The 19,976-nt window shown below is 51.2% G+C and carries 21 protein-coding genes and 1 riboswitch; of the genes, 5 read left to right on the top strand and 16 right to left on the bottom strand.

The window, feature by feature from the left end; genetic code table 11:
* Positions 1 to 17: 17 nt before the first annotated feature.
* Genes FIT99_RS01235 through FIT99_RS01225 form a run of 3 tightly spaced genes read right to left on the bottom strand, consistent with a single transcriptional unit; the run spans position 18 to position 1,516 of the window.
* Complete coding sequence (locus FIT99_RS01235; RefSeq protein ID WP_140002183.1) at positions 18 to 428, bottom strand: RDD family protein; 411 nt, start codon at positions 426 to 428, stop codon at positions 18 to 20.
* A gap of 56 nt (positions 429 to 484) precedes the next feature.
* Entirely contained in the window at positions 485 to 1,027 is a 543-nt protein-coding gene (gene fae / locus FIT99_RS01230; RefSeq protein ID WP_140002181.1) for a formaldehyde-activating enzyme, read from the bottom strand.
* Positions 1,028 to 1,075: 48 nt separating this feature from the next.
* The gene (locus FIT99_RS01225; protein ID WP_140002179.1) at positions 1,076 to 1,516 is read right to left on the bottom strand and encodes a GNAT family N-acetyltransferase; all 441 of its coding nucleotides are present in this window, start codon (positions 1,514 to 1,516) and stop codon (positions 1,076 to 1,078) included.
* A gap of 101 nt (positions 1,517 to 1,617) precedes the next feature.
* Between FIT99_RS01225 and FIT99_RS01220 the strand changes: the two genes are divergently transcribed.
* A complete protein-coding gene (locus FIT99_RS01220; RefSeq protein WP_140002177.1) occupies positions 1,618 to 2,007 on the top strand; it encodes a DoxX family protein in 390 nt (129 codons plus the stop codon).
* A gap of 66 nt (positions 2,008 to 2,073) precedes the next feature.
* Here the strand turns inward: FIT99_RS01220 and FIT99_RS01215 are convergent, their stop codons facing one another.
* The 7 genes from FIT99_RS01215 to def form a co-directional block, all read right to left on the bottom strand.
* A complete protein-coding gene (locus tag FIT99_RS01215) occupies positions 2,074 to 3,336 on the bottom strand; it encodes a sigma-54-dependent transcriptional regulator (protein WP_140002175.1) in 1,263 nt (420 codons plus the stop codon).
* Positions 3,337 to 3,345: 9 nt separating this feature from the next.
* On the bottom strand, positions 3,346 to 5,508 hold the full coding sequence (locus tag FIT99_RS01210) for a sensor histidine kinase (RefSeq protein WP_140002173.1): 2,163 nt from the start codon (positions 5,506 to 5,508) through the stop codon (positions 3,346 to 3,348).
* Between the two features lie 4 nt (positions 5,509 to 5,512).
* Positions 5,513 to 6,088, bottom strand: a complete 576-nt coding sequence (locus tag FIT99_RS01205) for a DUF4390 domain-containing protein (protein WP_140002171.1) — start codon at positions 6,086 to 6,088, stop codon at positions 5,513 to 5,515.
* On the bottom strand, positions 6,066 to 7,355 hold the full coding sequence (gene rsmB / locus FIT99_RS01200; protein ID WP_140004583.1) for a 16S rRNA (cytosine(967)-C(5))-methyltransferase RsmB: 1,290 nt from the start codon (positions 7,353 to 7,355) through the stop codon (positions 6,066 to 6,068). Before rsmB ends, FIT99_RS01205 begins: the two co-directional genes overlap by 23 nt.
* Before the next feature lie 125 nt (positions 7,356 to 7,480).
* Positions 7,481 to 8,353 carry a zinc metalloprotease HtpX gene (htpX, locus tag FIT99_RS01195; RefSeq protein ID WP_140002169.1) on the bottom strand — a complete coding sequence of 291 codons (873 nt, stop codon included), beginning with the start codon at positions 8,351 to 8,353 and terminating at the stop codon, positions 7,481 to 7,483.
* 81 nt (positions 8,354 to 8,434) lie between these two features.
* Positions 8,435 to 9,355, bottom strand: a complete 921-nt coding sequence (gene fmt, locus FIT99_RS01190) for a methionyl-tRNA formyltransferase (protein ID WP_140002167.1) — start codon at positions 9,353 to 9,355, stop codon at positions 8,435 to 8,437.
* A gap of 14 nt (positions 9,356 to 9,369) precedes the next feature.
* Positions 9,370 to 9,885 carry a peptide deformylase gene (def, locus tag FIT99_RS01185; RefSeq protein ID WP_140002165.1) on the bottom strand — a complete coding sequence of 172 codons (516 nt, stop codon included), beginning with the start codon at positions 9,883 to 9,885 and terminating at the stop codon, positions 9,370 to 9,372.
* A gap of 169 nt (positions 9,886 to 10,054) precedes the next feature.
* On the opposite strand from def, the gene FIT99_RS01180 reads away from it, so the two are divergent.
* From FIT99_RS01180 to FIT99_RS01170, 3 genes are all read left to right on the top strand, one after another.
* The gene (locus FIT99_RS01180; protein WP_140002163.1) at positions 10,055 to 11,089 is read left to right on the top strand and encodes a LysM peptidoglycan-binding domain-containing protein; all 1,035 of its coding nucleotides are present in this window, start codon (positions 10,055 to 10,057) and stop codon (positions 11,087 to 11,089) included.
* On the top strand, positions 11,090 to 12,217 hold the full coding sequence (gene dprA, locus FIT99_RS01175; protein WP_223261234.1) for a DNA-processing protein DprA: 1,128 nt from the start codon (positions 11,090 to 11,092) through the stop codon (positions 12,215 to 12,217).
* Positions 12,218 to 12,279: 62 nt separating this feature from the next.
* Positions 12,280 to 12,747, top strand: coding sequence for a DUF494 family protein (locus tag FIT99_RS01170; protein WP_140002161.1), 468 nt, complete (start codon positions 12,280 to 12,282; stop codon positions 12,745 to 12,747).
* A gap of 52 nt (positions 12,748 to 12,799) precedes the next feature.
* Here FIT99_RS01170 and metF read toward each other — a convergent pair whose 3' ends face one another.
* The 3 genes from metF to ahcY all read right to left on the bottom strand — a co-directional run bounded on the left by metF (position 12,800) and on the right by ahcY (position 15,527).
* On the bottom strand, positions 12,800 to 13,627 hold the full coding sequence (gene metF, locus FIT99_RS01165) for a methylenetetrahydrofolate reductase [NAD(P)H] (protein ID WP_140002159.1): 828 nt from the start codon (positions 13,625 to 13,627) through the stop codon (positions 12,800 to 12,802).
* 42 nt (positions 13,628 to 13,669) lie between these two features.
* Entirely contained in the window at positions 13,670 to 14,020 is a 351-nt protein-coding gene (locus FIT99_RS01160) for a phage holin family protein (RefSeq protein WP_140002157.1), read from the bottom strand.
* A 97-nt stretch (positions 14,021 to 14,117) separates the two neighbouring features.
* Positions 14,118 to 15,527, bottom strand: a complete 1,410-nt coding sequence (gene ahcY, locus FIT99_RS01155; RefSeq protein ID WP_140002155.1) for an adenosylhomocysteinase — start codon at positions 15,525 to 15,527, stop codon at positions 14,118 to 14,120.
* Positions 15,528 to 15,620: 93 nt separating this feature from the next.
* A riboswitch (S-adenosyl-L-homocysteine riboswitch) is annotated at positions 15,621 to 15,703 on the bottom strand.
* A 224-nt stretch (positions 15,704 to 15,927) separates the two neighbouring features.
* Between ahcY and FIT99_RS12360 the strand changes: the two genes are divergently transcribed.
* Positions 15,928 to 16,077: a hypothetical protein gene (locus FIT99_RS12360; RefSeq protein WP_154650038.1), complete on the top strand. Its 150-nt coding sequence runs from the start codon at positions 15,928 to 15,930 to the stop codon at positions 16,075 to 16,077.
* A gap of 73 nt (positions 16,078 to 16,150) precedes the next feature.
* Here FIT99_RS12360 and FIT99_RS01150 read toward each other — a convergent pair whose 3' ends face one another.
* The 3 genes from FIT99_RS01150 to FIT99_RS01140 all read right to left on the bottom strand — a co-directional run bounded on the left by FIT99_RS01150 (position 16,151) and on the right by FIT99_RS01140 (position 19,954).
* Positions 16,151 to 17,158, bottom strand: a complete 1,008-nt coding sequence (locus FIT99_RS01150) for a trypsin-like peptidase domain-containing protein (RefSeq protein ID WP_189524767.1) — start codon at positions 17,156 to 17,158, stop codon at positions 16,151 to 16,153.
* Between the two features lie 356 nt (positions 17,159 to 17,514).
* Positions 17,515 to 19,083, bottom strand: a complete 1,569-nt coding sequence (locus FIT99_RS01145) for a cryptochrome/deoxyribodipyrimidine photo-lyase family protein (protein WP_189524766.1) — start codon at positions 19,081 to 19,083, stop codon at positions 17,515 to 17,517.
* Positions 19,073 to 19,954: an alpha/beta hydrolase gene (locus FIT99_RS01140; RefSeq protein WP_223261233.1), complete on the bottom strand. Its 882-nt coding sequence runs from the start codon at positions 19,952 to 19,954 to the stop codon at positions 19,073 to 19,075. Before FIT99_RS01140 ends, FIT99_RS01145 begins: the two co-directional genes overlap by 11 nt.
* Positions 19,955 to 19,976: the final 22 nt, after the last annotated feature.

The raw sequence follows: 19,976 nt of genomic DNA, 5'->3' as shown, positions 1-19,976 counted from the left end.
CCGCACTACATTTGAGTTTACTTAGCGGATGGCAACACAATGATGCGCGACCCTAACAGACGGTCATGCAAAAACTGCTGCTCACGATCCAGCAACGCCCACCATAAGGTTAGCCCGGCTGGCAACAACAACACACCCGCCAACACATAGCGCATCATGGCATGCGGCAGATCCAGCAAGCGCCCGTCTGCACTGACTACTTTAAACTTCCAAGTCTGGCTGGCAAGCGTTTGTCCACTCACCACCCAACAGCGTACAAAATACGCACCCATCACCAGCCACAACAAGCCCTGTAAACCGAGACGCTTCCAGCCATGACTGGCATCACCCACAAGCAAGACATAGGCGGCTGTGAGTGCCAGCGTTAACGCCAACATCAATAACAGTTCGTAGATCACCGCCAGATAGCGTTTGATTAAATACTTCATGTGTCATCCAGATAACAAAAACCCCGCAATTGCGGGGCGTGGCAGAAAAGAACAGATTATTTCTGATCCCAGCTGTCTTCCCACATACAGTGTTTGATTTTGTCGCGGTTAGCGATCAGCTCATCAATACTAGGCTCATCATTTAACGCGCGCTTCAATGCCAGTTTAATCGCTTCGTAGTTGTTTTTGTAAAGGTCGGCTTTGTCGAGGTTGGCTTCTTTTGCACAACCTGGGTCTACCCACAACAAGGCCACAATACACAACTCATTAACCAACTCTTTAGGAATAATACCCTCAATCACCGCATCGGTGATGCCATCTGCAACACCGGCTTGCACCACGCCACCAAACAACTCAATGTTCAAGGAATCTTTCAAAGTCACTTTAGGCACCATCATGGTGGCTGGGCGCACCATCTGGTTAATGTCACGCACGGCAAACATGGCTGTATGGCCTTTGGTTTGCGCCATCATGTTGGCAAACGCGGCACCCACTGGGCCATCAACGGCGCCAATCAAGATTTCCGGCATCGCTGCAGTAACGTCTTTACCTTCAGAAAACACGGTTGCTTCACCGGCTTTAAATACGATTTTTGACATGAGAATTCCTTTTTATGTCTGCAAGTTAGAGAAAAACTTAAACCATAATTATACCAGCTTGAGCTCCATATCGACATGCAGGATGTTGGCATCCAAGTAGGGCGGGCTACAGACCTCAAAACCGGCTTGCTGATAAAAACCAACCGCATGTGTCTGTGCAGACAAGCGCGCATGCGAAACGCCCAACTGCCGACAGACCTGTATCGCCTGTAACAACAGCGCTTCCCCCACCCCTCGGCCGCGCCATGCGGCTAGAACGGCCATGCGACCAATGTGCCCATCCGGCAGCACGCGTGCGCAAGCCAGCGATTGCCCATCCAAGCACGCAAGCAAATGCGTCGCGGTAGCATCCGCCGCATCCCACTCAAGGGCAACAGGGACTTGTTGCTCGTCGATAAAGACGGACTGGCGGATAGCACGGCAATCGGCCCACAACGGCTGATGCTGCTGCAAGCGGTGAATATCCAGCTGGATGCGTTGTACAGTCATATACCCTCTCGGCACAAATATTACGATTTTACCTGTATTGCAATTGTAGTTAGCCACAGGCATCATACGGGCTTCATTAAAATAGGATTTGAGGAAAAGCTATGAGTCGTTTTCAAACTGCGGCGGCCAGAATATTGCTGGGGCTGGTGTTTTTCGGGGTGGTGATTTTAAAGTTAATGGCGATTCTGAATACCCCTGACGGTTACTTGCAATATCAGATGACGCTGGGACAGTTTGGCTTGCCAGCCGTGTTTGCGCCGTTGCTGATTCTAATTCAGTTTGTCTTTGGACTCATGTTGATCGTCGGTTTTAAAACCAGACTTTCCGCGCGCGTGCTGGGCGTGCTGGCGGCCTTTATGGCGCTGATTTTGGCTCAAGCCTCATTAGATGCATTTTTTGCCTACATGGGCATTGCTGGTGGGATGTGGCTGTTGAGCGTCTATCCCGATACGGCCTGTAGCTTAGATAATCGCAACAAAACGACTGCTTAGTCGGCCTTTCCAGTCAAATAAAAAAGCCGGGCGACTGCCCGGCTTTTTTATTTGCGTGCCCAATCGCTAACCCTTGATTTTGATGCCAAGTTGTTTCAGTTTACGGTATAAATGGGTGCGTTCAAGACCAGAAATTTCAGACAGTCGGCTCATATTATTTTTAACCAGCCGCATATGATACTGAAAATAATACCGTTCAAATTCGTCGCGCGCCTCGCGCAAAGGTTGATCCAGATTGAGCGGCATGTGCTGCTCGGTGGCCTCCACATGTTGACCTTGGAAATTAGCCAGCACACGCTGCACATCTGCTTGCGTGATGGTATCTTCCAAGCTGGTCATCAACAGATTTTGTACCACGGATTCCAGCTCATCAAGGTCTCCCGGCCAATCCGCATTGCGCAGGGCATTCAGTGCAGCCACATCCAATGCCTTGTAATCAATCTTGCTCGCCTCCACCATCAAGGTCGCCATCGCATTCACCAAATCCGGAATGTCCTCTTTGTGCTCATCAAGGCATGGCACTTTCACGGCAGAGCCCGCCAGCGTTTGCAGCAACGCCTGCTCCAGCATGGCTTTTTCAATCAACTGCGGCAACCCATGTTCGCTAGCGCAAATCACGCGGACACCATACTTCTCTGACTTGTTAATGAGTAAATGCAAGCCTTTTTGTTCGGTTTTACCCAGCTTGGTGACCTCATCGACAAACACCACACCCTCGCGCGCTTGTTCCAAAATCTCCATCGGGGCAGTGACCAGTTTTTCATAATCGGTCAGCGCCACCCATGGCGTGTTTTGCGGACGCAGAAATTTGGCGCACAAAGGTACGCTGCCGCCCTTTTTGCCAATCAGAAATAAGGTATTTTTATGCCGAGCCAATTGTTCAAGACGCTGTTTCAGCTCTTGGATCACCGCACTTTTGCCAAAACTGGATAAGTTGATCTCGGTGTGTGCTAAATGCTCGGTATGCTTGATGGCCGCTGAAACGGTTTTGAGCAGCTTTTGTAGCGCAATCGGTTTTTCTAGAAAATCGAAAGCGCCTAAGCGGGTGGCCTCCACCGCGGTGTCTATCGTGCCGTGGCCGGACATCATGATCACAGGCATGGTTAACAACCCTGCATTTGCCCACTCTTTGAGTAGGCTGATGCCATCGCAATCTGGCATCCAGATGTCCAGCAATACCAGATCCGGACGCAGCTTAAGACGCTCGTCTCGGGCCACTTGTGCGTTTTCCGCCAAACGTACAATATGCCCTTCATCCCGCAAGATGTCGCTCAACAACTCACGGATACCGATTTCGTCATCGACCACCAAAATATTACGTGAAGCCATGGTACTTCCTTACACGATGCGCTCAACGCGCCGACGCTGTTGTTGTTTATCTACCGGCAAGCTGATGGTGACGCTAGCGCCCCCTTGTGGCAGATTGTCTATGCGAATCTGTCCACGCTGCTCCTCTATCATTTTTTTCACAATGGCTAAGCCCAAACCCGTCCCGTGGGATTTTGTGGTGACATAAGGCTCAAACACTCTCGCCATCACATCGGTTGGAAAACCACTGCCGTTATCGGTCACTGTCAGTTTTATACGCTCGCCATCATAATCGGTCAAGATAACAATATGCGGGTCCGCCACTTGCACCAGCGCATCTTGTGCATTTTGCAGTAAATTGTGCAAAATCTGGCGCATCATGGTGGCATCTGCCTGAATCTCCGGCAGTTGCTCGTGCAAGGCCAGCAACAGCTTGACGGTCGAGGCGTTATACAAGCGACTCACATCGCGAATTAAAGTATTCAAATCTAACTTAACCAATTGCGCTGCCGGCGTTCTGGCATACTCACTAAATTCATTGACCATATTTTTCATTGCCTGCACCTGATTGACAATGGTATCGGTCGATTTAAACAGCATTTCGGCATCTTTGCTGTCCAGCTTGTCTTGCAATTTGAGCTGCAAGCGCTCCGCCGAGAGTTGTATGGGGGTCAGCGGATTTTTAATCTCATGCGCCAAGCGTCTGGCAACTTCCGCCCAGGCGGCGTCCCGCTGTGCTTGTGCCATGGCAGTCACATCATCAAACACCACCACCAGGCCATGACCGGCACCTTCAGGCAAGCGCGTCACTCGCAACATCAACATCTGCGTTCCATGCACGCCTTCAATTTCAATCTGGCTGGTCATGTGCCGCTCGTGATGGTCAAACTGCAAAGTGTCTTCATAGTGCTGCATGACCAGCTCGGTGAATGGGCTTAAGTATTTGTTTTCAGTTGCCACTTCGCTAAATACTTTATTTTTAAAGCCAACCAATGAAATACCTAGAATATTGGTCGCCGCCAAGTTATACACGCGCAACTCTGCCCGCTCATTAATCGTCATCACCCCCGAACTCAAGTGTGACAAAATCGCCTCTAAGTAGGCACGTGCCGATTCCACATGCTGGCGACTTTGCTCAGAGGCATTTTTTGCCTCCTGCAGCTGCCGCGTCATGCTGTTGAATGATTTCACCAGCACACTCAATTCATCTTTACCAAATGAGGGTAATTGCTGCGAAAAATCGCCACTGGCGATCAAGCGCGTCCCTTCCGCGAGCACCGTCAGCGGCTGCGCCATGCGGCGGCTGAGCGCAAATGCAATGGTTAACGCCCCCAGCATCGACAACAACAAAATCATGGTCAGGGTCAGCATAAAAATGTCTTTTAATGACTGACGGCTGTAAGACAGGGTTTGGTATTCGCGATAGACGTCTTGCACCGCTTCTGCGGTATTCGACAGGGATTTGGGCACTGGCTGCATCAATTGCAAAATGCGCATTTCACCGGTAATGCCCAAAGTTTCGACCGGAGTCAACACGCGCATATACAAGCCTTTGCCGGGAATGGGCTCAATCTTGCCGTAAACGCCAGTTCTGGCTTGTCGCAATTGCGGCACAGAAGGAAGCTCAGGCAAAAAGCTGCTGGGGTCAGAGCTGCTCACGGCCAGAATAGCGCCTTGCGCAGTGAGTAGGGCCGCATCTTGAATGCCTGCTTTTTCACGCAAATCATTGATTTGACTATAGTGAGACCGCGCTGGCTGCAACGACAAAGACACAGCCATGCTTTGCGCTTTTTCCTTCACATCGCTCAGCATAATATCCAACGCTTTTTGGCCCAAACTCAGGCCGCCATCCAGCGCAGATTCCACTTTGACGTTAAACCATGACTCAATCGAGCGCGAGAGAAAATTCACCGACACCAGATACACAATCATGCCAGGGATCAAGGCCATCAGGGCAAAGGTCACCAGCAAGCGAAAGTTTAACTTGCTGCCGACTTGCTTGGATTTTGTGGTGCGGTAAAGATGCCGTAACTGATAGGCAATGACGCCCAATAACAGCAAAGCCAGACCGGCATTGACGTAGAGCAACACCAAATAGTAATCGCCGCTGATGGCGGTATTGGCACTTGCAAGCGACAGCAGATACAACAAGGCCGCTGCCAACACGATCGACAAAATCAAGACATAACGCATACCGTTAGCGCAATGTTTCCTTCACCCACCAGGTAAAAGTGGGGGTTACTAACTCCCAGTCACTTTCACCCAACGCATCCAACTGCAAGGCCTTGGGCAACTTACTGGTATCCAGATGCATCTTAAGTGCTGCCTGATAAGATTGATTTTTTTCTAGTGTGCCATGCGGCACTAAGCGCCAGTCGTGAATCAAGCCTAACTCACGTTTAGCCTCGCTGAGGCTATCAAATACTTTTTGCTGTTGTGGGTAGTTCAGCAGATATTGTTTGGTCAGCGCGTGATAATTGAGCGTCACCGAGCGACGTTCGGTCACCACTTCGTCATCAAACCAATATTTAAGCGGTTTGATAATCTGAAACTCATACAAAAATGTCAGCGCGACCCCTTTGCTGAGGGCTTCTTCTAGGGCGCGGCCAAACTGCACGTCTATGTCGGCATCTAAGGTCCATAGCTCATCGCGCAACACCAACTCTGCGTTTCGAATATGCGCATGATTACTGCCTGCCACGCAGCTCAGTGCGGTCAGGCCAATCATCAGGCCCATACACAACCAGTGTTTAATGTTTTTGCAATAGCGCATAAAACAATCCGTCATGCACAGCCGTGGGCAACATCTGCCCGCCTATGTGGTGTTGGCAGGGCAAGATCGCGGGATCAAAGGCAATCGGCAATCGAGTCGCATCCGCATGTGCGCTTAAAAATTGCTGGATTTGCATGTCGTTTTCTTGTGGAAAGATTGAGCAGGTCACGTACAACAATTTACCGCCTTTTGCCAGCGTTTGCCACAAATTCGATAAAATTTCCTGCTGAAGATGCGCGAAAGTGGCCAAGTCCTGAGGCCTGCGCAGCCATTTCATATCGACATGACGACGCACAATGCCTGAGGCGCTACAGGGGACATCGGCCAAAATACGGTCAAACAGTTGCCCATCAAACCAGTCTGTATTCGCCGCATCGCCGGTGACTACGTGCGCTTGCAAGCCTAGACGCTGCAAATTTTCGTGCACGCGGCGCTGGCGCTCGACCGCCATGTCTAGTGACCACAACTCGACCTCGCAGGCTTCGAGAATGTGGCAAGACTTGCCACCCGGCGCACTACACGCGTCTAACACACGCATACCCGCTTGCAAATCAAGTAATGGTGCAGCCCACTGCGCCGCCGTGTCTTGCACACTGACCCAGCCAGCCTCAAAATTTGGTAATTGATGCACAGGCACAGGGCTATGCAATTGAATCGCGGTACCCCCCAAATGACTGGCAGACATCTCGGCGTCAGCGAGTAACTTTAAATAGCTGGCGACATCGGTTTTGCGCAAATTAACGCGCAAGGTCATCGGCGGGTGACTGTTGCCGACTTCAAGGATGGCTTGCCAATCCTGTGGATATTGTTGCTTGAGGGTGTTGATCCACCATTGTGGGTAGTTGAACTGCACCTCTTCACGCTGGGCAATCGTCGTTTGCAATTGCGCACGTTGGCGTAAAAAATTTCGCAATACCGCATTAACCAAACTCTTCGCCCAGCGTTGACCCGTTTTACCGGCGGCTTCTACTGCCTGATTCACCACAGTGAAGTCATCATCGTCCTGATGTAACAATTGCGACAGGGCCACCAGCAACAATGCAGAGACGCGATCATCGGTCACTGGCTTGGGCGTCAACGCTTGCAAATAGGCGGCAGATTCGGCATAAAAACGTAAAGTGAGATAGCTATAATCCTGCGCTGCAGCCTGTTGTTGTGGCGTCGCAGATTTGACTTTGCGCAATGCCTTGGGCATGGAAACAGTCAGATTATGTCCGGCCAAGACTTCGGCCACCGCATACGCGGCTATTAACTGGGCAACTTGCAAACGAAGGTCTCTAGGCAAAAAAAGCTATTCTACTTGATGCCACTTAATTCACCAGTGAAAAACGCAAGCCATGAAAAAAGGCTTTCTGACGAAAGCCTTTTCAAAGCGTCCACCCTTGTGGACAGTTAGTACTGGTTCGCCAACGCCATCAAGCGTCTGATACGCTCTTCGGTTTGCGGATGCGTACTAAACAACCCCGCCAGATCAGCGCCTGATAAAGGATTAATAATCATCATTTGCCCGGTTTCCGGATGCTGTTCCGCAGTCATGTTGGGAATCTGGTGCGCGTAATTATGGATTTTCTCCAGCGCCGCAGCCAGCGCTTTCGGGTCACGGCTAATGTCGGCACCCATGCGATCTGCCTCGTATTCGCGCGAGCGTGAGATCGCCATTTGAATTAATGAAGCGGCCAGAGGCGCCAACACCATAATCAGAATACCGATGAGTGGGTTCGGTCGGTCTTCGCCCTCCCGGTGGCCACCGCCAAACATCAGGCCAAATTGGGCAATAGACGAAATCGCGCCGGCAACCGTCGCAGAGATGGTCGAAATCAGCGTATCGCGATTTTTGACGTGTGCCAGCTCATGCGCCATTACCCCACGCAACTCTCGTTCACTCAAAATCTGCATAATGCCGGTGGTGGCAGCGACCGCAGCATGTTCAGGATTGCGACCGGTGGCAAACGCATTGGGCTGGCTCTCGTTGATGACGAACACGCGCGGCATCGGCAACTCAGCACGTTCGGCCAAGGCTTTTACCATGTTGTAATAATCACGAAACTGGCCGTTACCGAATTGGTTTTCGGCATTGATCTCGACTGCACCATACATTTTCAGCACCGCTTGATCACTAAACCAGTAGGCGTAAAAGTTCATGCCCCCTGCCAGCAGCAAAGCGATGAACATGCCGCCCTGACCACCCAATGCGCCACCCACAGCAACAAACAGCGCGGTGATGGCCGCCATCAGCACAAAGGTTTTGGTCCAGTTACCTAACATAGATACTCCTCATTGATTCAATACGTCTAGCTTAATATGCGGTGATGACAGGGGTTTTTCAATGCCCGCTTGAGTCAGTGCCTAAAAAAACTGGTCACCCACTTGCACATGTTGCCCCTGCACAAACTGCAGTGCTGTTTGCCGCTTGCCGCCGGGCATTTGCAACGTATGAATCTCCAGTGCGCCCTCCCCACAAGCTACGCGCAAAGGCTGTGTTTCTAGCACAGTCCCCGGCTGGCCGCGACCGTGTACCGCTTGCGCAAACCACAATTTGCACACTTGCTGTTTGAAGGTGGCTGTGGCCACCGGAAAAGGATTAAATGCGCGCACTTGGCGGGACAATTGTGACGCAGTTTGTGTCCAGTCGATGGCCGACTCTGACTTTTCAAGTTTGTGCGCATAGGTCACCAGAGACTCATCTTGCACTTCTGAGGCGAGCGTGCCCGTGGTCGCTAGCGTATGCATAGCTTCGACCATCAAACGCGCACCTTCACGACTGATGGCGTCGTGCAGGGTTTGCGTGGTGTCCATTTCAGTGATGGCGACCGCCCATTTGCTGATCATATTGCCGGCATCCAGTTTAGGCACCACCTCCATGATGGTGACACCGGTTTCAGCATCGCCTGCCAGAATCGCTCGATGAATGGGCGCGGCACCACGCCAGCGCGGGAGCAGAGAACCATGTATGTTGTAACAGCCAAGCGTTGGCATCTGCAACACCGCGGTTGGAATCATCAGACCATACGCGGCCACAATCATGACCTCCGCCTGCACGCTCGCCAATTCAGCCTGCACTTCTGCAGGCTTGAGGCTCTCTGGTTGAAAAACGCGCAAACCGTTGGCCAACGCCAGCTGTTTGACGGGGCTGGCTTTCAACTGCATGCCCCGCCCAGCCGGACGATCAGGTTGGGTCAATACCATGACAATATCGTGTCCGGCATCCAATAAGCCCTGCAAGGCAGGTTCGGCAAACGCCGGTGTGCCGGCATAGATGATTCGCATGCAAATCCCTGAGATTAATAACTATTGCGTTCGATTTCGCGTGCGTGCTTGACCATTCTGCTGCGGATACGGTTGCGTTTGAGGGTGGACAAATATTCCACGAATACTTTACCTTTTAAGTGATCCATCTCATGCTGAATGCACACACTGAGTAGACCGTCTGCATCGAGCTTATAAGTGTTGCCCGAGACATCACGCGCCTCTACTGTGATGAACTCGGCGCGCGTGACATTCTCATACACGCCCGGCACAGACAAACAGCCTTCTTCATAATCTTGGCTACCAGACTGGGCAATGATTTTCGGATTAATCAGCACCAAGAGATCGTCTTTTTCTTTACTGAGATCAATCACGATCAACTGAATATGATGATCCACTTGCGTGGCCGCTAAGCCAATGCCCGGTGCATCATACATCGTCTCCGCCATGTCACTCACCAGTTGCTGCAAAGCGTCGTCAAATACTTGCACCGGCTTGGCTACCGTGTGCAGTCGTGGGTCCGGATATTGCAAAATTGGAAGTAATGCCATGCTCTACAAATCTTTCCATTCAAATAGTTTGTGGGAAAACAGGGCAAAATGCCCGCTTTTTCACCTTGATAAGAACTTTAAACCCATGCTAGATTGGTCGATATGATGCAGATCGCGCGCGCGATTGATGCGGCCTAACCCTTGAGCTGCTTATTTACAGAGACGCCACATGACCAAAATTGTTCAAATTATAACCCTGCTTGCGCTGGCTTGTAGCAGCTTGTTGGTGCGCGCGGAAGAAATTCCCTTGCGGGCGCAACATCCTGACCGGCATCTCGTGGTCAAAGGCGACACCTTGTGGGACATTTCAGCGAAGTTTCTCAAAAATCCATGGCAATGGCCACAGATCTGGCAACTCAACCGTGAACGCATCAAAAATCCGCACTGGATCTACCCGGGTGACGTGATCGTATTAGATACCAGCAGTGGCAAGCCGTTGTTGCGACTCATGCGAGAATCCGTGACACTCGAGCCGGGGGTGATTGTGACGCCGATACAAGGCGATGCAATTCCTGCAATTCAACCAAGCACGATTCTGCCATTTTTAACCAAACCCATGCTGATTTCCCCCGAGGCGTTAAAAGCAGCGCCCAGAATCATTGCCGCACAAGAAGAGCGTGAGATTCTGAGTCCGGGCACCCACATTTACGTGCAAGGACTACCAGCGTCACCAAGAACCGCCTGGGCGGTTTACCGCGAAGGTGAACCAGTCAAAAATCCAGAAAACGGTGAAATCCTTGGCAACGAGGCGCATTATTTGGGAGAGGCTAGGTTATTACGCGCTGGCCAGCCAGCGACCTTGACCGTGACACAGGCAAAAGAAGAAATCGCTGTCAAAGACAAACTGATTGCGATAGAAGATGAACTGAACCCGGCATACATCCCACATTCGCCAGACAAGGACATAAAAGGGCAGATTGCGCGCGTCAGCGAAGGCATTAACGAAACCGGTTACGGTCGTGTGGTCGTCCTCAATCGCGGGGAGGCTCAAGGCATAGAGCGTGGTCATGTGCTGGCGGTGCTGCGCAAAGGCGCTTCCATGATCGACCCAGAGTCTGATCCTAAACACCCGTTGACCATCCAACTGCCTGATGAACCGGTGGGTTTAGTCATGGTTTTTAAAACCTTCCCGCATCTATCTTATGCTTTGGTGATGCAATCTTCGCAACCCATTCATGCCGAAGATGTGGTCAGCACCCCATGATTGACCAGCGCCATCGTGACCGCCGCGCCTGAATTCAACGCGCCTTGGATTGCACTCAGTCTGGTCAAGGGGCTGGGCAGCGTCACTTATTGTCAGTTACTCCTGCACTTTAAAACGCCAGAAGCCGTATTGGCAGCGCCCTACTCGGCCTTGCGTGAGCTGGTGGGAAAAGACGTCGCAGATGGCATCCAGCGCGCCATGGAGGACCCGCACATCCCGCATACGCTCGATTGGCTTGCGCAAACGGATAATCACCTACTGACACTGGCAGACCCTTACTACCCACCGCGCCTGCTCGAAACAGACCAGCCGCCGCCTGTGTTATACGCGAAAGGCAATTTACAAACGCTCAAACGTCCGGCCATCGCCATGGTTGGCAGTCGTCATGCCACCCCTCAAGGCGAGGCGACAGCCGAAAACTTTGCTGACAGTTTGTGTCATGCAGGGTTTGCAGTGGTCAGTGGTCTGGCCCTTGGCATTGACGGTGCCGCCCACCGAGGCGCACTCAAAGCCGATGGTGCGACCATCGCAGTGGTCGGCACTGGGCTGGATATTGTCTACCCGGCCAAGCACAAGACACTGGCACATCACATTGCCCAATACGGATTAATTCTTTCTGAATACCCGCTGGGTACCCCCTCACTCGCGCACCACTTTCCTCGACGCAATCGCATTATCAGCGGGCTGTCTGAGGGCTGTCTGGTAGTGGAAGCCAATATCGACAGCGGCTCACTCATTACTGCAAGGCTGGCGATCGAACAAGGGCGTGATGTGTTTGCGATTCCTGGCTCGATTCACTCACCACTCGCCAAAGGCTGCAACGCTTTAATCAAGCAAGGCGCGAAGCTGGTCGAATCCACCGAAGACATTGTGAGTGAGCTCGCGCATATTCGCCTGCCAAATCAGTCATTTTCGATTAGCCCGAATGGGCCATCACCCGATTGGACCAGCTTACCTGCCGAAGCAAGCCCTGTCTTGGTCTGCATGGGATTTGACCCCTTGTTTGCAGAGCAGATCGCAGCCCGTGCGGGGTTGACGCCAGAGCAAGTTTCCACCATGCTTACGTTACTTGAATTAGAAGGTGTCGTCAGCCATCTCGCCAACGGTCAATTCCAACGACTGGTGTGAACTTGGCTTAGACTCACCCCAACAGCGCTACTTATACTACTGCGCGTTTGAGGAGACTATGCATGTTAGAAGTATTGATATTTATTTATCAAAATTACTGGGATAAACATGATGCGTTTGAGTTAAAAGAAACCGACGAAACCATCATGGCCTACGAATTATCACAAGCAGGATTTAACCATCAGGACATTTTGCACGCCGTCGACTGGGTCAAAGACCTGCGCCGCTCGGTGCAACATGCGCAATATCTGCATGACCCGGCCGCAATCCGCATTTTTTGCGATATTGAACGCAGTAAAATCAACGATGAGAGTTTAAATTTTCTGTCATTGTTGCAACGTAGCGACATCATCACTGCGTATGAGCGCGATTTGATTGTCGATCGCGCCATGGTATTGCCACAAGAAACGCTCAGCATGGAAGATATCCGCTGGATTACCATGATGGTGTTGTGGGATGAAGCGCGCAAACAAGATTACTTGTTTGTGGAAGATGCCTTATTTAACCCGCAAGGGCTCTCATTACAGTAAATAGACCAAAAAAAACGCGACCTAAAATGGGTCGCGCTTTTTTGAATGAAAGCTACAGCTGCCGAATAATCTGTCCGATGATGCCCGCTTGATTCAGGGTGTAAAAGTGCATTTTATCGACCCCGGCTGCAATCAACTTGGCACAAATTTCGGTGACCACATCGGCCCCAAAACCACGTAAAGACGCCAAATCATCGCCATAGGCTTCCAACCGCATGCGCAACCAACGTGGAATCTCAGCACCACACACATTTGAAAATCGCGCCAACTGCGTGTAATTGTAAATCGGCATGATGCCCGGAATAATCGGCGCAGTCACACCGAGTTTTTGTGCGGCATCCAAAAATCTAAAATACGCATCTACGTTGTAAAAATACTGCGTAATCGCAGAGTCAGCCCCTGCATCGATTTTACGTTTAAAATTGTCGAGATCTTTTTGGGCGGAGCCTGCCTCCGGGTGAAACTCGGGATAGGCCGCGACCTCGAGATGAAACCAGTCTCCCGTTTCGGCACGGATAAAGCTAACCAACTCATTGGCGTATTTAAAGTCACCAGCACTGACCTCACCAGACGGAATATCGCCCCGCAAAGTGACCAGACGACGAATGCCTTTGGCTTGATAGGCCTGCAAAAGCGCACGAATTTCTTCTTTGCTCGAAGAAATACAAGAAATGTGTGGCGCAGCGCCATGGCCTTCGGCCTGAATTTCAAACACAGTATCCATGGTGCGATCGCGCGTAGAACCGCCGGCGCCAAACGTTACCGAGAAAAATTCAGGGGAGAACGCAGCCAACTCTTGACGCACCTGGCGTAGGTTCGCCATGCCTTCCGCGGTCTTGGGCGGAAAGAACTCAAAACTGTAAGAGGTTTTATGATTCACTTGTTTAGTCTTTATCTATGTCATGCAATCAAGCCATGACGGTCATTCTTTTTCATTCAGCACAATCGCGCTCAATAGCCATGAAATCACGCTATACACCAGTGCACCAATGACACCGTGCAGCACACTGTTGACTGAGAATCCTTGTAATAAATGTCCGACAAACCAGAACAGCAAGCCGTTGATCACCAACAAAAATAGACCCAGCGTCAGCAAGGTGATCGGCAACGTTAAAATCACTAATATCGGCTTAACCAACACATTGGCAAACCCAATCACCACTGCCGCCAATAATGCCGCAGTGAAGTTTGCAATATGAATACCTGGCACCAGATAAGCCACAGCCATCAACGCAAGGGCATTCAATACCCATACCACCAGTAATCTCAACATGACATGCTCCCAATATGCATTGGGCAGAGTGTACACCGAAACCCGCGCCAGAACATCTGACGCGGGTTTCGGGCGTATTGACTCAGTGCTGTGTTACTTAGTAACGGTATTGCTCAGGCTTGTAAGGGCCGTTTTTGTTTACGCCAATGTAAGCCGCTTGTTCGTCTGTCAATGTGGTCAATTGCGCGTTGAGTTTTTTCAATTGCAGGACCGCCACTTTTTCATCCAAATGTTTAGGCAATGTGTAAACGCCTACTGGATACTTGTCGGTTTGCGTGAACAACTCGATTTGCGCGATGGTTTGATTGGCGAAACTGGAGCTCATGACATAGCTCGGGTGACCCGTGCCGCAACCCAAGTTCACCAAGCGACCTTGTGCCAACAGAATGATGCGTTTGCCATCCGGGAAAATCACGTGATCCACTTGTGGCTTGATTTCTTCCCACTGGTATTTTTCAATGCCAGCCACGTCAATCTCGTTGTCAAAGTGCCCAATGTTACAAACAATGGCTTGGTCTTTCATTTTGGCCATATGGTCGTGCGTGATGACGTGATAATTACCCGTCGCCGTCACAAAAATGTCAGCGTGTTCGGCCGCATAATCCATGGTGACGACGCGATAGCCTTCCATCGCCGCTTGCAGTGCACAAATCGGATCAATTTCTGTCACCCAAACTTGTGCTGACAAAGCGCGTAACGCTTGCGCAGAGCCTTTACCCACGTCACCGTAACCGGCAACGACTGCGATCTTACCTGCAATCATCACATCGGTTGCACGCTTGATGCCGTCAACCAATGATTCACGGCAACCATACAAGTTATCAAACTTGGACTTGGTCACAGAATCGTTTACGTTAATGGCAGGGAAAGCCAATTTACCTTCTTTGTGCATTTGATACAGTCTATGCACGCCGGTGGTCGTCTCTTCGGTCACGCCTTTAATCGCAGCCAAACGTACCGAGTACCAAGTTGGATCCGTGATCAATTTGGCCTTGATCGCGTTGAACAAACAGGTTTCTTCCTCAGAACCTGGGTTGGCTAAGACTGACAAATCTTTCTCAGCGCGGCTGCCCAAATGCAACAGCAAGGTCGCATCGCCACCATCGTCAAGAATCATGTTGGAATAGCCACCGTCCATCCATTCAAAGATGCGGTGGGTATAATCCCAATACTCTTCCAGGGTTTCGCCTTTCACGGCAAATACCGCCGTGCCAGTCGCAGCAATGGCAGCTGCCGCGTGATCCTGTGTAGAGAAAATATTACAGGAAGCCCAACGCACTTCTGCACCCAAATCCTTCAGTGTTTCGATCAACACGGCGGTTTGGATAGTCATATGCAAGGAGCCGGTAATACGCGCGCCTTTAAGCGGTTGTTGCGCCGCATATTCTTCGCGAATCGCCATCAAACCAGGCATTTCAGTTTCAGCAATCGCGATTTCTTTGCGACCCCAGCCAGCTAAGGCCATGTCAGCCACAATGTAATCTTTGATATCAGCTACAGTATTCATGTTTCAATCCTTAAAAAAATGAAAACTGAGCAGGAAAAGTTCGATAAGAACCGGTGGATACGTCTGTTCACCTTTTTTCCGTGCTCGCACAGTGAAAAGTGAACGCCGTTTAGATGCTTTTCAGCAAATGCTCTGAGCCTGGGAGTCAGATGACCCTCGCAGCGTTCCTCAGAAGTTGCGGATTATACGCTAACCCCGACATTTTACAAAAAAATCACAGTGCACAAGCGCGAAACAAAGGGCAAATTCATACGCAAATTTCGCTTCTGCGTACCACCCTGCCCATCCTTCAAATTAACCCTGTTAGGCCTTGTTTCTCTGCAAAATTACTGTCATGTCGTTATGCCATGATGTCATCACGGCAACATACAGACAACGCAAATCAAGAAAGGTGCTATCTATGACAATGTATCAAGTAATGGACGAAGAAAACCATTGTATTGCGACCTTTCATCACTTTCAGGAAGCGATCTATACCGCCCAAGATTTTACCCTGTGGGATGATGAGCATTACTATCATGTGGAAGAGCTAGACATGGCTGTCGCATAAGCGCGCAGCGTTTCTTTAGACCAATAAAAAAGCGCCGATTCAGGCGCTTTTTTTGTGTGTTGTCGCAGCGAGGTTAAGGCAAGCTTTTCATCGCGACCTTGAGCGCATCTGCCGCCTCGGTGTCTAGTTGCTGCAACGCATCCACATTGGCCATCGCCTCAACATGTTTACCGCTAGCTTCGGCAATCATACCGAGATAGTAAAATGCTTGGCTATGTTGATCGTTCATGCTCACGACGCGATGCAGGTGTTGTTCCGCCGTTGTGAAGTCCTTGGTTTCATATTCTGCCGCAGCTAAATAAAACCAAGCCTCTGTATTTTGCGGCTCTTGCTTAGCCCATTGCTCAGCAATCACTTTTAGCCCAGCCCAATCCTTGTGCAGATAAGGGTAAACCACCTTCATGAAGTATGGCCATTCAGCAGCGGGCTTTCCCCAGAACGGCAACTCGCTTTTAACCACAATAGGACCCGCTGGCTGGTTAATCAGCGCTTGAATCCAATCCACCGACATATAGTAATAATAGGCATCTTTCCCCGGGCTTTTTAAGGTGATCAGGCCAACCAATGCGCCAGTATCATCAAATAAGCCGCCACCGCTGGCACCTTGCCTAAAGCTACTGGTCGCGCGGACAATCACTGAGTCATCCATGGTAAACAGGCCTTTGACCACGCCACTGGCACTGACTGGCGCAGGCACAAAACTCGGGTAACCGATATTAAACACAGCTTGTTCGTATTTGAGCTCGCGGCTGGACTTCATCGCGACTGGTTTCAGCGGCAAGTCTTCCATTTGCAGCATGCATACATCATGTTTCCAATCGGGCTTTACCCCCACCGCATGGTAAGCGGCACCGCCGCTCATCACACTGATACTGCTGGCGTTGGCAACCACGTGGCAGTTGGTCACGACTTGATTCTCTGCCACCACCACGCCAGAGCCGAGGCCGTATTGACCATTTTTCAAGCCCACCTGCACTCGCAACACGCGGCTATTTAAATCCTGAATCAATGCCTGCTCAGGCTCCGCCAAGAGGGTGGCACTCAAGCAGCTTAACAATAATCCGATCAGTACTTTGCTCATTTCGTGCTCCAATCTGCGACTGCGTATGTGGGGTATTCACCAATTGCCAGTAATACGTTGGAAAGCCTGTTGCTATTGGTTTAGCAAGAGGCATTCCAACTGCGAAGATGTTGTGCACAGCCGCAATCGCCCGACCAGAACAGACCGGCGGTTAAAATAAAAAATTAAGCAGTATCAATGGGTTATGTCAGAAAAAATACAGGAAGCCGGGTATGCATTGGCAGATCACTGGTGCCCTATAGCACAGGGCTCATCGTAGGCATCAAGCGGAAAAGGCCTGTTATGCACTAAAAAAGTGCATGGTTTTTAACGATCGCACAATCATTAAGCGCGTTGAACTAGAGCGATGCAAACCATTAAAACAACAAAGAAAGTTGCGTAACCGGGGGTAGCGCAGTGGCTTCACTGGTAGGCGCTGACTTGCGGCGGGTGTGGCTACGCGCCACCTTGGGAAAATGCCGCGATTGACGGGAGGCGTGGCGTTGCAAAATATCCTGCACCACTGCGGTTTGCATCTGCTTGCGAATCTCAAACCAATCTTGCTTGGCCGCTTGCATGGCACTGACCACATCGACCAACGGGCTGGGATAATCACGGTCGATGACGCAACCATAATGCAACTGCAACGCATGTGGCATGCGCCAAGGTTCTAGCACCCAACTGTCTGGCACCTGCCGCAGCGCTGGAATCCATTGCCGGACAAACTGCCCCAGCGGATCTTGCGCCAATGCCTGCTTGACTGGATGATAGATACGCAAAGCATTAATCCCGGTGGTGCCAGATTGCATTTGTACCTGCGGCCAGTGTATACCCGGTTCATAATCAAGAAACATGCGTGCCAGATGTGACCCACTTTGCCGCCAAGGCAAGCGCAACAAATAACTGGCGGTGCTCATCAGCATGGCACGCATGCGAAAATTCAACCACCCGGTTTGATTAAGCATCGCCATACAGGCATCTACCAGCGGCCACCCGGTTTGCGCCGATTGCCAAGCCTGTAACCTTGTCATGCGCGTAGCATCCGTTAAGCGATGCTGCAACTGCTCAAAACCAGGATAAAAACTCTCAAACTCAATGCGCGGCTCACTTTCGAGTTTTTGCATAAAATGACAGTGCCAGTGCAAACGACTTTCAAAGCGGTGCAGATTACGTCGCCAATGCATGGCTTCGTTCGCTTGCGAGGCGGCACGACTGGCCTGCACCAAGCTACGCAAACTCAGCGCACCCCAAGCCAAATATGGAGATAAACGGCTACAGGCCTGCGGGGCTGTGAGCGGGCTAGAGAGCCCACTTTGATAACGCTGCACGCGACGTTGCAAAAAGTCAGTCATCACCGCGTCAGCCACCCCAATACCGCCGTGTTGTCGGCCAGCTTGATCGATCCCCGCAACCACGGGCAAGCGATCCAGCCCATGATGCGGCAAGCGCTCACCTGCACTGACTGGCGGGATTGCAATAGGCGTTTGTTGCATGCGTAACTCCCATTGTGACTGCCAGCGGCGACGATCGGCCAACCGCCTGACAACCCCGTGCTGCGGCCATTCATGCCAAGGAATGCTTTGCGCCATGCACCAGCGCTGAATCTGCGTATCGATCTGAAACGTCACATCATTGCCCGTCTCCTCGTGGCTGTAGAGCGCGGCGATGCGAAATTTCTCATGCAGACGTTTGAGTAGACTGAGAGGATCGTGGTGATACACATGTAAGTGCAAGCCTAAATCATGCAATGAAGAAGCAAGCGCTTGCAGACACTCACGCACAAACATGGCCTGACTGAGGTTGGCATCTTCGGCAGCCCATACCTGAGGCGCCCAAATAAACAGTGGTAGCACTTTGCCCGCCGCACAAGCGGCAGCAAGCGCCGCATGATCCGCCACGCGTAAATCACGTTTAAACCAAACCACATGCAAAGCGTCAGCCGCCATATTGCCGCATCCAGACCGTGATATCGTCCAGCAGCGGGCTGCGACTGCGAAACGGCCTTGCCAACTTGGCGACCATATCCACATGGTCGTAGCCTGCATAGGTTTTTAAAGTCACGTTGCCACCGCTGGCCTCCACTGCCTGCGCTAGATTAATCGTGTTTCTGGGCCAGACGGTGTCATCTTTCAAGCCTGCCATCAACAATAAAGGGGGATGTTGCCCGTGTGCAAAGTGGATGGGCTGCGAGGTCCAGACCTGCTCGGGCGGCGCAAAAATTGCCCGCAAACGCGCAGAGGTCAAAGGCAAAAAGTCATAAGGACCCGCCAACCCCACCGTGCCGGCAATCGCTGCCGTTTGCAGGCCCACTTGGGCCAGATAACTTGCATTCAGCGAAAGCATCATCGCCAGATGCGCCCCCGCCGAATGGCCCATCAAAAATAGACGTGCCGGGTCACCTTGATAATCAGCGATATGCTGCTTGAGCCAAAAGACGGCCGAGGCTGGATCTTGCATCAGTTGCGGAAATTTAACTTCTGGATACAGTCGATAATCGGCGATCACAACCATGAATCCCTGTGACGTCAGGGCCTCGGCCACAAATAAATAATCCTGCTTGCTGCCTGAATCCCAACTGCCACCATAAAAAAATAACACCACAGGCAGCGGTGCTGTTGTGAGGTCACGAGGTTGATAAATATCCAGCCTTTGCCTGGCATGGGCGCCATACGCCACATCACGCTTGAGCACCATGCCGGCGGAGGGAATGATCGCATTGAGCACACTCACGGGCCGACAAGCACTCACCAACAGGCCTAACAAGCTGCTTAACCAACCCCGTCGGATCATGTTCACCGGATGCGCATTTTCATTCATAGGCAACAATGACCATGGCGAC

Source organism: Methylophilus medardicus (assembly GCF_006363955.1).
GTDB lineage: Bacteria > Pseudomonadota > Gammaproteobacteria > Burkholderiales > Methylophilaceae > Methylophilus > Methylophilus medardensis.
This window is presented reverse-complemented; position numbering and strand designations above follow the sequence as displayed.

Coding starts and splice junctions, on each gene's coding strand:
- FIT99_RS01235 (WP_140002183.1), bottom strand. CDS start 428: ATGAAGTATTTAATCAAACGCTATCTGGCGGTGATCTACGAACTGTTA.
- fae (WP_140002181.1), bottom strand. CDS start 1,027: ATGTCAAAAATCGTATTTAAAGCCGGTGAAGCAACCGTGTTTTCTGAA.
- FIT99_RS01225 (WP_140002179.1), bottom strand. CDS start 1,516: ATGACTGTACAACGCATCCAGCTGGATATTCACCGCTTGCAGCAGCAT.
- FIT99_RS01220 (WP_140002177.1), top strand. CDS start 1,618: ATGAGTCGTTTTCAAACTGCGGCGGCCAGAATATTGCTGGGGCTGGTG.
- FIT99_RS01215 (WP_140002175.1), bottom strand. CDS start 3,336: ATGGCTTCACGTAATATTTTGGTGGTCGATGACGAAATCGGTATCCGT.
- FIT99_RS01210 (WP_140002173.1), bottom strand. CDS start 5,508: ATGCGTTATGTCTTGATTTTGTCGATCGTGTTGGCAGCGGCCTTGTTG.
- FIT99_RS01205 (WP_140002171.1), bottom strand. CDS start 6,088: ATGCGCTATTGCAAAAACATTAAACACTGGTTGTGTATGGGCCTGATG.
- htpX (WP_140002169.1), bottom strand. CDS start 8,353: ATGTTAGGTAACTGGACCAAAACCTTTGTGCTGATGGCGGCCATCACC.
- fmt (WP_140002167.1), bottom strand. CDS start 9,355: ATGCGAATCATCTATGCCGGCACACCGGCGTTTGCCGAACCTGCCTTG.
- def (WP_140002165.1), bottom strand. CDS start 9,885: ATGGCATTACTTCCAATTTTGCAATATCCGGACCCACGACTGCACACG.
- FIT99_RS01180 (WP_140002163.1), top strand. CDS start 10,055: ATGACCAAAATTGTTCAAATTATAACCCTGCTTGCGCTGGCTTGTAGC.
- FIT99_RS01170 (WP_140002161.1), top strand. CDS start 12,280: ATGTTAGAAGTATTGATATTTATTTATCAAAATTACTGGGATAAACAT.
- FIT99_RS01160 (WP_140002157.1), bottom strand. CDS start 14,020: ATGTTGAGATTACTGGTGGTATGGGTATTGAATGCCCTTGCGTTGATG.
- ahcY (WP_140002155.1), bottom strand. CDS start 15,527: ATGAATACTGTAGCTGATATCAAAGATTACATTGTGGCTGACATGGCC.
- FIT99_RS12360 (WP_154650038.1), top strand. CDS start 15,928: ATGACAATGTATCAAGTAATGGACGAAGAAAACCATTGTATTGCGACC.
- FIT99_RS01150 (WP_189524767.1), bottom strand. CDS start 17,158: ATGAGCAAAGTACTGATCGGATTATTGTTAAGCTGCTTGAGTGCCACC.
- FIT99_RS01145 (WP_189524766.1), bottom strand. CDS start 19,083: ATGGCGGCTGACGCTTTGCATGTGGTTTGGTTTAAACGTGATTTACGC.
- FIT99_RS01140 (WP_223261233.1), bottom strand. CDS start 19,954: ATGAATGAAAATGCGCATCCGGTGAACATGATCCGACGGGGTTGGTTA.